8 protein-coding genes are annotated in these 12699 nt (G+C 56.6%); 7 read left to right on the top strand and 1 reads right to left on the bottom strand.

Annotated elements, in window-relative coordinates:
• Positions 1–58 precede the first annotated feature (58 nt).
• From polB to rluA, 3 genes are all read left to right on the top strand, one after another.
• Positions 59–2416: a DNA polymerase II gene (gene polB / locus AC2TE5_RS03520; RefSeq protein ID WP_484612666.1), complete on the top strand. Its 2358-nt coding sequence runs from the start codon at positions 59–61 to the stop codon at positions 2414–2416.
• Between the two features lie 128 nt (positions 2417–2544).
• Positions 2545–5451: an RNA polymerase-associated protein RapA gene (rapA, locus tag AC2TE5_RS03515; protein ID WP_484612665.1), complete on the top strand. Its 2907-nt coding sequence runs from the start codon at positions 2545–2547 to the stop codon at positions 5449–5451.
• A 12-nt stretch (positions 5452–5463) separates the two neighbouring features.
• Positions 5464–6123: a bifunctional tRNA pseudouridine(32) synthase/23S rRNA pseudouridine(746) synthase RluA gene (rluA, locus tag AC2TE5_RS03510; protein ID WP_008502014.1), complete on the top strand. Its 660-nt coding sequence runs from the start codon at positions 5464–5466 to the stop codon at positions 6121–6123.
• Between the two features lie 30 nt (positions 6124–6153).
• Here the strand turns inward: rluA and djlA are convergent, their stop codons facing one another.
• Positions 6154–6969, bottom strand: a complete 816-nt coding sequence (gene djlA, locus AC2TE5_RS03505; RefSeq protein ID WP_484612664.1) for a co-chaperone DjlA — start codon at positions 6967–6969, stop codon at positions 6154–6156.
• A 239-nt stretch (positions 6970–7208) separates the two neighbouring features.
• Here djlA and lptD point away from each other — a divergent pair, with 239 nt between their 5' ends.
• The 4 genes from lptD to rsmA are packed head-to-tail and all read left to right on the top strand — an operon-like array spanning position 7209 to position 12698.
• On the top strand, positions 7209–9554 hold the full coding sequence (lptD, locus tag AC2TE5_RS03500) for an LPS assembly protein LptD (protein ID WP_213329865.1): 2346 nt from the start codon (positions 7209–7211) through the stop codon (positions 9552–9554).
• A 53-nt stretch (positions 9555–9607) separates the two neighbouring features.
• Positions 9608–10894 (top strand): peptidylprolyl isomerase SurA, encoded by a 1287-nt coding sequence (surA, locus tag AC2TE5_RS03495; protein WP_063143323.1) that lies wholly within the window; start codon positions 9608–9610, stop codon positions 10892–10894.
• Complete coding sequence (pdxA, locus tag AC2TE5_RS03490) at positions 10894–11880, top strand: 4-hydroxythreonine-4-phosphate dehydrogenase PdxA (RefSeq protein WP_029740873.1); 987 nt, start codon at positions 10894–10896, stop codon at positions 11878–11880. The genes surA and pdxA overlap by 1 nt, the downstream gene beginning before the upstream one ends.
• Entirely contained in the window at positions 11877–12698 is an 822-nt protein-coding gene (gene rsmA, locus AC2TE5_RS03485; protein WP_484612663.1) for a 16S rRNA (adenine(1518)-N(6)/adenine(1519)-N(6))-dimethyltransferase RsmA, read from the top strand. Before pdxA ends, rsmA begins: the two co-directional genes overlap by 4 nt.
• The last annotated feature ends 1 nt before the right edge of the window (position 12699 follow it).

Raw genomic sequence — 12699 nt, 5'->3', positions numbered from 1 at the left:
GCAAACCCACCTTAACCAGGCTATAATCAGGCCTGGTTTTGTTTTATGGGATAACGGCGTGGCGCAGGCGCAAGAAGGCTTTTTACTGACCCGACACTGGCGGGATACCCCTCAGGGCACCGAGGTTGCGTTCTGGCTGGCAACCGATAACGGCCCGCTACACGTTACGCTACCCCCGCAGGAATCCGTGGCCTTTATTCCTGAATCCCACGTCGAGAAGGTGAAGCAGCTGCTGCGCGGCGAAAACGGCTGGCGTATTACTTCACTTGGACTGAAAGATTTCCACCGCCAGCCGGTTTACGGCCTCTACTGTCGCGCCCATCGCCAGCTGATGCGCTATGAAAAACTGCTCCGCGAGGCGGGCGTGACGCTCTACGAAGCGGATATCCGCCCACCGGAACGCTTTCTGATGGAGCGGTTCATCACCGCCCCCGTCTGGGTGGATGGCATCGAACAAAACGGCGGCGTCGTTAACGCGCGCCTGAAGCCTAACCCACACTATCGCCCACCGCTGAAGTGGGTATCGCTGGATATCGAAACCACCCGCCACGGCGAGCTGTACTGCATTGGCCTGGAAGGCTGCGGCGATCGGGTCGTCTACATGCTTGGGCCGCCGAATGGTGATGCTACCGCGCTGGATTTCCGGCTTGAGTACGTCAACAGCCGCCCACAGCTGCTGGAGAAGCTTAACCAGTGGTTTGCCGACTACAATCCCGATGTTCTGATCGGCTGGAACGTGGTGCAGTTCGACCTGCGCGTGCTGCAAAAGCACGCCGAGCTCTACCGCATCCCGCTGATGCTGGGGCGCGGAAACAGCGAGCTGGAATGGCGCGAACACGGTTTTAAGAACGGCGTTTTCTTTGCGCAGGCTAACGGTCGCCTGATTATCGACGGCATAGAGGCGCTAAAATCCGCCTTCTGGAACTTCTCTTCATTCTCCCTCGAAGCCGTCGCGCAGGAGCTGCTTGGCGAAGGCAAATCCATCGACAATCCATGGGACAGAATGGACGAGATCGACCGGCGCTTTAACGAAGATAAACCCGCGCTCGCCACCTATAACCTGAAAGACTGCGAGCTGGTCACGCAGATATTCCACAAAACCGAGATCATGCCGTTCTTGCTGGAGCGCGCGACGGTGAACGGACTGGCTGTCGACAGGCACGGCGGTTCGGTAGCCGCGTTCGGCCATCTTTATATTCCCCGCATGCACCGCGTGGGATATGTCGCCCCCAACCTTGGGGACGTGCCGCCGCAGGCCAGCCCCGGCGGCTACGTCATGGACTCCCGACCAGGATTGTATGACTCCGTTCTGGTCCTGGATTACAAAAGCCTGTACCCGTCGATTATCCGCACCTTCCTGATCGATCCCGTCGGGCTGGTTGAGGGCATGGCCCAGCCGGATGATGAGCACAGCACCGAAGGCTTCCTCGGCGCACGCTTCTCGCGGGAAAAACACTGTCTGCCTGAAATCGTGGGAAACATCTGGAACGGCCGCGACGAGGCCAAGCGCCACGGTAACAAACCCCTTTCTCAGGCGCTGAAAATCATCATGAACGCCTTTTACGGCGTGCTGGGCACCAGCGCGTGCCGCTTCTTTGACCCGCGCCTCGCCTCCTCGATCACCATGCGCGGGCACGAGATTATGCGCCAGACTAAAGCGCTGATTGAATCCCGGGGCTATGACGTCATCTACGGCGACACGGACTCCACCTTTGTGTGGCTTAAGGGCACGCATTCAGAAGACGACGCCGCGCAAATCGGCAAAGCGCTGGTCGCCTTCGTGAACGACTGGTGGCAGGAACATTTGCAGAAAGAGCGGTTAACCAGCTCGCTGGAGCTGGAATTTGAAACCCATTTCGCCCGCTTTTTAATGCCCACCATTCGCGGTACCGATCAGGGCAGCAAGAAGCGCTATGCCGGGCTGATCCAGGAAGGCGATGCGCAGAGGATGGTTTTTAAAGGGCTGGAAACGGTGCGTACCGACTGGACCCCGTTGGCGCAGCAGTTCCAGCAGACGCTCTATCTGCGGGTGTTCCGCAATGAGCCATATCAGGACTACGTGCGCGAGACGATAGCCAGCCTGATGGCGGGCGAACTTGACGCGCAGCTGGTGTACCGCAAGCGCCTGCGCCGCCCGCTGGCGGAGTACCAGCGTAACGTTCCTCCGCACGTACGCGCCGCGCGCCTGGCGGATGAAGAAAACGTACGCCGTGGCCGCGCGCCGCAGTATCAAAACCGGGGAACCATCAAATACGTCTGGACCACTAGCGGCCCGGAACCCGTGGATTATCAGCATTCTCCTCTGGATTACGAACACTATCTGACGCGCCAGCTTCAGCCGGTTGCCGACGGAATTTTGCCCTTCATCGACGATGATTTTGCTACACTAGTGACAGGGCAACTTGGCCTATTTTGACGCGTGACGAAATGGCTGCCATCCAGTACCATAGCGCCCTTTCCATTCCCGGACCCATTTTTCGATGACCGTCTTTTTTGACGGGGGTCGAACTATTGCCTGCAATTAAAGATTAGAGCCGAACAACTATGCCTTTTACACTTGGTCAACGCTGGATCAGCGATACAGAAAGCGAACTTGGATTAGGAACCGTCGTAGCAATCGATACGCGTATGGTTACCCTCCTCTTCCCAGCCACCGGTGAAAACCGTCTGTACGCTCGCAATGACTCCCCTGTAACCCGCGTGATGTTTAATCCGGGTGACACCGTGACCAGCCATGACGGCTGGCAGCTCAAGATTGAAGACGTAAAAGAAGAGAATGGACTGCTCGCCTACATCGGGACTCGCCTGGACACCGACGAGGCCAATGTCATCCTGCGTGAAGTGCTGCTCGACAGCAAGCTGGTGTTCAGTAAGCCGCAGGACCGCCTGTTTGCCGGGCAAATCGACCGTATGGATCGCTTCTCCCTGCGCTATCGCGCGCGTAAGTTCCAGAGTGAACAGTACCGCATGCCGTGGAGCGGCCTGCGCGGCCAGCGTACCAGCCTGATCCCCCACCAGCTGAACATCGCCCATGACGTGGGCCGTCGCCACGCGCCGCGCGTGCTGCTGGCAGATGAAGTGGGTCTGGGTAAAACCATCGAAGCGGGCATGATCCTGCACCAGCAGCTGCTTTCCGGCGCTGCCGAACGCGTGCTGATTGTGGTGCCAGAAACCCTGCAGCACCAGTGGCTGGTTGAGATGCTGCGCCGCTTTAACCTGCGTTTCTCCCTGTTCGACGACGAACGCTATGCCGAAGCGCAACACGACGCCGACAACCCGTTTGAAACCGAACAGCTGGTCATTTGCTCCCTGGACTTTGTGCGCCGCAGCAAGCAGCGCCTTGAGCACCTGTGCGATGCCGAGTGGGACATTATGGTCGTTGACGAAGCGCACCATCTGGTCTGGAGCGAAGACGCGCCGAGCCGCGAATACCTGGCTATCGAGCAGCTTGCCGAGCGCGTGCCTGGCGTTCTGCTGCTGACCGCAACGCCGGAGCAGCTGGGTCTGGAAAGCCATTTCGCCCGCTTGCGCCTGCTCGATCCAAACCGTTTCCACGACTTTGAGCAGTTCGTGGAGGAACAGAATAACTACCGTCCGGTCGCGGATGCCGTCGCTATGCTGCTGGCGGGCAAGCGTCTTTCAAATGACGAACTCAACACCCTGAGCGATCTGATTGGCGAGCAGGACATCGAGCCGCTTTTGCAGGCTGCGAACAGCGAGAGCGACAACGCGGAATCCGCGCGTAAAGAGCTGATCGACATGCTGATGGACCGCCACGGCACCAGCCGCGTGCTGTTCCGAAATACCCGTAACGGCGTCAAAGGCTTCCCGAAACGCGAGCTGCACACCATCAAGCTGCCGCTGCCGACGCAGTATCAAACGGCGATTAAAGTCTCCGGCATTATGGGTGCGCGCAAAACTCAGGAAGAGCGCGCCCGCGACATGCTTTATCCGGAACAAATCTACCAGGAGTTTGAAGGCGATACCGGCACCTGGTGGAACTTCGATCCGCGCGTGGAGTGGCTGATGGGCTACCTGACCGCGCACCGCTCCCAGAAAGTGCTGGTGATCTGCGCCAAAGCGGCCACCGCGCTGCAGCTGGAGCAGGTCCTGCGCGAGCGCGAAGGTATTCGTGCCGCCGTGTTCCACGAAGGCATGTCCATCGTCGAGCGCGACCGCGCCGCGGCGTGGTTCGGGGAAGAGGACAGCGGCGCACAGGTTCTGCTGTGCTCGGAAATTGGCTCTGAAGGCCGTAACTTCCAGTTCGCCAGCAACCTGGTGATGTTCGATCTGCCGTTTAACCCGGATCTGCTGGAGCAGCGTATCGGCCGTCTGGATCGTATCGGTCAGGCGCATGATATTCAGATCCACGTGCCATATTTGGAAAAAACCGCGCAGTCCGTGCTGGTGCGCTGGTTCCACGAAGGTCTGGACGCGTTTGAACATACCTGCCCGACGGGCCGAACCATTTATGATCAAGTGCATGGCGATCTGATCGGCTACCTGGCCGCGCCGGAAAACGTGGAAGGGTTTGATGAGCTGATCAAGTCCTGCCGTGAGAAGCACGATGCGCTGAAGGCGCAGCTGGAGCAGGGCCGCGACCGCCTGCTGGAGATCCACTCCAACGGCGGTGAAAAAGCGCAGGCGCTTGCCGAAAGCATTGAAGAACAAGATGATGACACCAGTCTGATCGGCTTCTCCATGAACCTGTTCGACATCGTCGGCATCAACCAGGACGACCGTGGCGAGAACCTGATTGTCCTGACCCCGTCCGATCACATGCTGGTTCCGGATTTCCCGGGGCTGCCGGAAGATGGCTGTACCATCACCTTTGAGCGTGATGTGGCGCTGTCCCGCGAAGATGCCCAGTTTATTACCTGGGAACACCCGCTGATCCGCAACGGTCTGGATCTGATCCTGTCCGGCGATACCGGCAGCAGCACCATCTCCCTGTTGAAAAACAAGGCGCTGCCGGTGGGCACCCTGCTGGTGGAGCTGATCTACGTTGTGGAAGCGCAGGCGCCGAAACAGCTGCAGCTCACCCGCTTCCTGCCGCCAACGCCCGTCCGCCTGCTGCTGGACAAAAACGGCACGAACCTTGCGGGACAGGTGGAATTCGAGAGTTTCAACCGACAGCTGAGCGCGGTAAACCGCCATACGGGCAGCAAGCTGGTGAACGCGGTACAGCAGGACGTGCACGCCATTCTGCAACTGGGTGAAACCCAGATTGAAAAAGCGGCCAGAGCGCTGATTGACGCCGCGCGCAGCGAAGCCGACGACAAACTGTCTGCGGAGCTATCCCGTCTGGAAGCGTTAAAAGCCGTTAACCCGAACATCCGTGACGACGAGCTGGCGGCGATTGAAAGCAACCGTCAGCAGGTGCTGGAAAGCCTGAATCAGGCGAGCTGGCGTCTGGATGCCCTGCGTCTTATCGTTGTGACACATCAGTAAACGGAGCGCAAGATGGTGATGGAGCCTTACAATCCGCCGCAGGATCCCTGGCTGGTCATTCTGTATCAGGATGAACACATTATGGTGGTCAACAAGCCCAGCGGCCTGTTGTCCGTGCCGGGGCGTCTGGACGAACACAAAGACAGCGTGATGACGCGCATTCAGCGCGATTACCCGCAGGCGGAGTCCGTCCATCGCCTTGATATGGCCACCAGCGGCGTGATTGTGGTGGCGCTGAATAAAGCCGCGGAACGCGAATTAAAGCGCCAGTTCCGCGAGCGCGAGCCGAAAAAGCAGTATGTCGCCCGCGTCTGGGGCCACCCCGCGCAGGCGGAAGGGCTGGTGGATTTACCGCTGATCTGCGACTGGCCGAACCGGCCAAAGCAGAAGGTGTGTTATGAAACCGGCAAGGCCGCGCAGACCGAGTATGAAGTGCTGGAGTACGCGCCGGATAATACCGCGCGCGTCCTGCTTAAGCCGATTACCGGACGTTCACACCAGCTGCGCGTGCATATGCTCGCCCTGGGTCATCCGATTCTGGGCGACCGCTTCTACGCGCCGCCTGAAGCGCTGGCCTTAGCGCCACGTCTGCAGCTGCACGCGCAGACGCTCACCATCACCCATCCGGCCTTCGGTAACGCGATGACGTTTAAAGCCCCGGTGGACTTCTAAAAAAAAAGCCCGACACCGTCGGGCTTTTTCTTATTTGAAACCTTTCTTCTCTTTAATGAGCTCGTACGCCTTCTGGATTTCCTGCGCTTTTTGCTTCGCCATCTCCATCATTTCTGACGGTAGGCCTTTCGCGACCAGTTTGTCCGGATGATGCTCGCTCATGAGCTTACGATAGGCACGTTTAATCGTGGTCTGATCGTCAGAGGGCTTTACGCCAAGCACGTTGCAGGCATCTTCCAGCGTCGGACCACGCTGCGCCTGCTGCCAGGCTCCGCCGGACGACTGCTGGTGATAGCCGCCGCCAAACTGCGCCCCGCCCTGCATCATGCGCAGGAACTGGTCGAACTGCATGCGGGAGATGCCCAGCTCTTCCGCAATGACGTACAGCACATCACGTTCATTAGGGTGAAGCGAACCGTCGGCGAAGGCCGCCTGGATTTGAATTTCCAGAAACATCCGAATTAAATCAAAACGTCCAAAACAGATGCTGCGGAACTGACGCATTTTCTCGCGAAGCGGATAATTATCCGATTTACCGATGCGAAACGCATTTTGCGCTGCCAGACGGGAGTCGCCGTGCAGGTTCATGCGATCCATAAAGACGCTGGCAATCTGAATGTCGGCTTCTGTGACACGCCCTTTGGATTTGGTTAAGTGCCCCATCACCTCAAAGGTGGTGGAGAAAAAGAGTGACTGACGCTCGCGCTGATTGGCAAACCAGGCCATTTTGCGGCTGCGCGCCTTATCAAACATATGGCCGATAATAAGCCCAAGCACAATCCCCCAGAACCCGGCACCCATGATGATGGCGAACGCAACGCCGATTATTTTACCCCAATACTGCATATACTCCCCGGATAGTCATATTCCTGGCCGACGCAACGTCATCATCACTGTGTTCAAGTCACGGTCAATTGAAGGACATCGCCTATAATTTGCTTTATCATACTCGTCATTCGATAGCGAGCCTAACACTCTGGCACGCAAACGGGCAGGATTAACGCTGGTACTGCGCAGATGAGTAAGATAGTCTCTGAGCGTTTGTAAGCCGTAGCCACTGATGACGGAACAATAAAATACAACGTATGAAAAAACGTATCCCCACCCTCCTGGCCACAATGATTGGCACCGCCCTGTACAGTCAACAGGGGCTGGCGGCCGATCTCGCCTCGCAGTGTATGCTTGGCGTCCCAAGTTATAATCGCCCACTGGTGAGTGGCGATACAAATAGCTTGCCGGTAACCATTACTGCCGACAGTTCGAAAGGGACTTACCCTGACAATGCCACGTTTACGGGCAATGTTGATATTAACCAGGGTAATAGCCGCCTGCAGGCAGATGAAGTGCAGTTGCACCAGAAGCAGCCGGAAGGTGCGGCCGAGCCGGTACGAACGGTGGATGCGCTGGGTAATGTGCACTACGACGACAATCAGGTCATCCTGAAAGGTCCGAAAGCCTGGTCAAACCTGAATACGAAAGATACTAACGTCTGGGAAGGTGATTACCAGATGGTGGGTCGCCAGGGGCGCGGTGACGCGGACCTGATGAAACAGCGCGGTGAAAACCGCTATACGATCCTGGAAAACGGTACGTTCACGTCATGTCTGCCGGGTTCGAATACCTGGAGCGTGGTCGGGAGCGAGGTTATCCATGACCGCGAAGAACAGGTCGCAGAGATCTGGAACGCCCGCTTCAAGCTGGGTCCGGTGCCGATATTTTACAGCCCTTATCTGCAGCTTCCCGTGGGTGACAAACGTCGCTCCGGTTTCCTGATCCCGAATGCCAAATACAGCACCACGAACTACTTTGAGTTCCAACTGCCGTATTACTGGAACATCGCGCCAAACATGGATGCGACGATCACGCCGCACTATATCCACAAGCGCGGCAACATCATGTGGGAGAACGAGTTCCGCTATCTGACCCACGCCGGTGCGGGTCTGATGGAGCTGGATTATCTGCCGTCGGATAAAGTCTTCCAGGACGAGCATCCGACTGAAGGCGACAAGCACCGCTGGATGTATTTCTGGCAGCATTCTGGGGTGATGGATCAGGTCTGGCGTTTCAACGTCAACTACACCAAGGTCAGTGACCCGAACTACTTCAACGATTTCTCGTCAAAATACGGTTCAAGCACCGACGGTTACGCCACACAGATCTTCAGCGTTGGCTATGCGGTGCAGAACTTCGATGCGACGGTAACCAACAAGCAGTTCCAGGTGTTCTCCAGCCAGACCGCGAGTACCTATGGTGCCGAGCCGCAGCTGGACGTTAACTGGTACCAGAATGACGTGGGTCCGTTCGACACCCGTATTTATGGTCAGGCGGTGCATTTTGTAAACACCAATTCCAGTATGCCGGAAGCCACCCGAGTTCACCTGGAGCCCGTCATCAACTTGCCATGGTCGAATGACTGGGCAAGCCTGAACACGGAAGCCAAGCTGATGGCGACACACTATCAGCAAAAAAATATTGATGATTACAATACCAGCAATAACGCCCATCTTGAGGAATCCGTAAACCGTACGCTTCCGCAGTTCAAAATGGACGGTAAGCTGATCTTCGAACGCAATATGGAACTTCTGGCGGATGGCTATACCCAGACGCTTGAGCCACGTATGCAGTACCTGTACGTGCCTTATCGCGACCAGAGCAACATCAATAACTACGACTCCTCGTTACTGCAATCTGACTACAGCGGCCTGTTCCGCGACCGTACCTACGGTGGTCTTGACCGCATCGCCTCAGCGAACCAGTTAACGACCGGGGTCACATCGCGCGTTTATGATGACGCTGCCGTTGAACGTTTTAACGTTTCTGTTGGTCAAATCTACTATTTCACCGAGTCTCGCACGGGCGATGACAATATTAAGTGGGAGAAAGATAACAAGACAGGTTCGCTGATTTGGGCTGGTGATACCTACTGGCGCATGACCGATCGTTGGGGTCTGCGCGGTGGCGTGCAATATGACACCCGTCTCGACAATATCGCCAACAGTACGGCGTCCATTGAGTATCGTCGGGATGAAGATCGTATGTTGCAGTTGACCTATCGTTATGCCAGCCCGGAATATATTCAGGCGACGTTACCAAACTATGGTACTGCAGAGCAGTATAAAGACGGTATTTCGCAGGTGGGTGGCGCAGCGAGTTGGCCAATCGCCGACCGCTGGTCAATCGTAGGCGCGTACTACTTCGACACTAACGCCAATAAAGCTGCTGACCAGATGGTAGGTCTGCAATATAACTCCTGCTGTTACGCGCTGCGTGTCGGTTACGAACGTAAGCTTAACGGCTGGGAAAACAATCAGAGCAAATACGATAACGTGATTGGCTTTAACTTCGAGTTACGTGGCCTGAGTTCCAACTACGGTCTGGGTACGCAGAAAATGCTGCGCTCGAATATTCTGCCGTACAGTAGCGCCTTGTAATGTGCTTGATTTGCAACGTAATCCGCTTTGCGGTTAATTGAAATGGAAAAAGTATGAAGAACTGGAAAACGCTGCTGCTCGGTGTCGCTATGGTTGCGAATACCAGCTTCGCGGCCCCCCAGGTTGTTGATAAAGTCGCTGCTGTGGTTAACAACGGCGTCGTGCTTGAAAGTGACGTTGACGGTCTGATGAAATCGGTGAAGCTCAATTCGGGCGAAGCCGGTCAACAGCTTCCGGATGATGCCACGCTGCGCCACCAGATCCTGGAGCGTCTGATCATGGATCAGATCGTTCTGCAGATGGGGCAGAAAATGGGTGTGAAGGTCACTGACGAGCAGCTCGATCAGGCGATCGCTAACATCGCGAAGCAGAACAATATGTCTTTAGACCAGATGCGCAGCCGTCTGGCCTATGACGGCATCAGCTACGCCACCTACCGTAACCAGATCCGTAAAGAGATGCTGATTTCGGAAGTGCGTAACAACGAAGTGCGTCGCCGCGTCACGATCCTGCCTCAGGAAGTGGACGCGCTGGCAAAACAGGTGGGTAACCAGAACGATGCGAGCACAGAGCTGAACCTGAGCCACATTCTGATCCCACTGCCAGAGAACCCAACGTCCGATCAGGCTGCGGAAGCAGAAAGCCAGGCGCGTTCTATCGTTGAACAGGCGCGTAACGGCGGCGACTTTGGCAAGCTGGCAATCACCTACTCCGCTGACCAACAGGCGCTGAAAGGCGGCCAGATGGGCTGGGGACGTATTCAGGAGCTGCCATCCATCTTTGCCCAGGCGCTGAGCACGGCGAAGAAAGGGGATATCGTTGGTCCTATCCGTTCAGGCGTGGGCTTCCACATTCTGAAGGTGAACGATCTGCGCGGCCAGAGCCAAAATATCTCCGTCACCGAAGTTCACGCTCGCCACATTCTTCTGAAACCGTCACCTATCATGACTGACGATCAGGCGCGTGCGAAGCTGGAACAGATCGCAGCAGACATTAAGAGCGGCAAAACCTCGTTTGCGAAGGCTGCAAAAGAGTTCTCTCAGGATCCAGGCTCTGCTAACCAGGGCGGCGATCTGGGCTGGGCGGCTGCGGATATTTACGATCCTGCCTTCCGCGACGCGTTGATGAAGCTGAACAAAGGCCAGATCAGCACGCCCGTCCACTCTTCGTTTGGCTGGCATCTGATCGAGCTGATGGACACCCGTAACGTTGATAAAACGGATGCGGCACAGAAAGACAGAGCCTATCGTATGCTGTTTAACCGTAAGTTCTCTGAAGAAGCAGCAACCTGGATGCAGGAACAACGCGCCAGTGCTTACGTGAAAGTTCTGAGTAACTAATGAAACAGCATCGTGTTGTTATCACGCCCGGCGAACCCGCCGGGATTGGGCCTGACCTCGTTGTCCAGCTCGCCCAGCGCAGCTGGCCGGTAGAACTGGTTGTCTGCGCCGATGCAACACTGTTACAAGACCGGGCAACGCTGCTCGGTCTGCCTTTAACGCTCATCCCCTACGTTGAAGGCCAACAGCCTGCACCGCAGCAAGCCGGTACGCTCACCCTTCTTTCAGTTCCCCTTCGTACGCCGGTCATCCCGGGCCAGCTCAGCACGGAAAACGGCCACTATGTCGTTGAAACCCTTGCGCGCGCCTGCGACGGTTGCCTGAAGGGCGAATTCGCCGCCCTGATTACCGGCCCCGTCCACAAAGGCGTCATCAACGAAGCGGGCATACCGTTTACCGGGCATACGGAGTTCTTCGAAGAGCGCTCGCACAGCCCGAAAGTGGTGATGATGCTGGCGACGGAGGAGATGCGCGTTGCGCTGGTGACAACCCATCTGCCGATCAAAGCCATTCCTGATGCGATCACCCCTGAACTCCTGCGCGAGATCATCGGGATTTTGCACCACGATCTGCAGACAAAATTCGGGATCCCGCAGCCGCACGTGCTGGTCTGCGGCCTGAATCCGCACGCCGGAGAAGGCGGGCACATGGGCACCGAAGAGATCGACACCATTATTCCGGTGCTCAATGAAATGCGGGCGAAAGGGATGAATCTCAGCGGGCCGCTGCCTGCGGATACCCTTTTCCAGCCGAAATACCTGGATAATGCCGACGCCGTGCTCGCGATGTACCACGATCAGGGCCTGCCCGTGCTAAAATACCAGGGCTTTGGCCGCGGGGTGAATATCACCCTCGGTTTACCCTTTATTCGAACGTCCGTTGACCACGGTACTGCGCTGGATCTGGCAGGCCAGGGGAAAGCGGATGTCGGCAGTTTTATTACGGCGCTTAATCTCGCCATCAAAATGATTGTTAATACTCAATGACTAATCGAGTCCATCAGGGCCACTTAGCCCGTAAACGTTTCGGGCAAAACTTCCTTAACGATCAGTTCGTGATCGAAAGCATTGTCTCGGCTATTAATCCGCAAAAAGGTCAGGCGATGGTCGAAATCGGCCCGGGCCTTGCCGCGCTGACCGAGCCGGTAGGCGAACGCCTCGACGAGCTGACCGTCATCGAACTGGACCGCGATCTGGCCGCACGCCTGCAAACGCACCCGTTCCTCGGGCCGAAGCTGACCATCTATCAGCAGGACGCCATGACCATGAACTTTGGCGAGCTGTCGGAAAAAATGGGCCAGCCGCTGCGCGTCTTCGGCAACCTGCCGTACAACATCTCCACGCCGCTCATGTTCCACCTCTTTAGCTATACTGATGCCATTGCCGACATGCACTTCATGTTGCAAAAAGAGGTTGTTAACCGTCTGGTTGCAGGTCCGAACAGTAAAGCGTATGGTCGTTTAAGCGTGATGGCACAGTATTACTGCAACGTGATCCCGGTACTCGAAGTACCGCCGTCAGCGTTCACACCACCACCGAAAGTGGATTCAGCGGTTGTGCGCCTTGTGCCGCACAAAACGAAACCGTATCCGGTTAAAGATCTGCGCGTACTGAGCCGCATTACCACAGAAGCCTTTAACCAGCGCCGTAAAACGATCCGTAACAGCCTGAGCAATTCGTTTACCGTTGAGGTATTAGCCGAGCTGGGGATCGACCCGGCAATGCGTGCGGAGAACGTTTCCGTAGAGCAGTACTGCAAGCTGGCTAATTACATCAGCGATAATGCGCCGCCGAAGGAGAGTTAAG

This window comes from Enterobacter sp. N5-15 (genome assembly GCF_057221635.1).
Note: the sequence above shows the minus strand (reverse complement) of the source record. Positions and strands in the feature narration are given on the sequence as shown.

What these genes read in the sequence shown, in the direction of transcription:
- rapA (WP_484612665.1), top strand. Translation starts at nt 2,545, where the DNA reads ATGCCTTTTACACTTGGTCAACGCTGGATCAGCGATACAGAAAGCGAA.
- rluA (WP_008502014.1), top strand. Translation starts at nt 5,464, where the DNA reads ATGGTGATGGAGCCTTACAATCCGCCGCAGGATCCCTGGCTGGTCATT.
- djlA (WP_484612664.1), bottom strand. Translation starts at nt 6,969, where the DNA reads ATGCAGTATTGGGGTAAAATAATCGGCGTTGCGTTCGCCATCATCATG.
- lptD (WP_213329865.1), top strand. Translation starts at nt 7,209, where the DNA reads ATGAAAAAACGTATCCCCACCCTCCTGGCCACAATGATTGGCACCGCC.
- surA (WP_063143323.1), top strand. Translation starts at nt 9,608, where the DNA reads ATGAAGAACTGGAAAACGCTGCTGCTCGGTGTCGCTATGGTTGCGAAT.
- pdxA (WP_029740873.1), top strand. Translation starts at nt 10,894, where the DNA reads ATGAAACAGCATCGTGTTGTTATCACGCCCGGCGAACCCGCCGGGATT.
- rsmA (WP_484612663.1), top strand. Translation starts at nt 11,877, where the DNA reads ATGACTAATCGAGTCCATCAGGGCCACTTAGCCCGTAAACGTTTCGGG.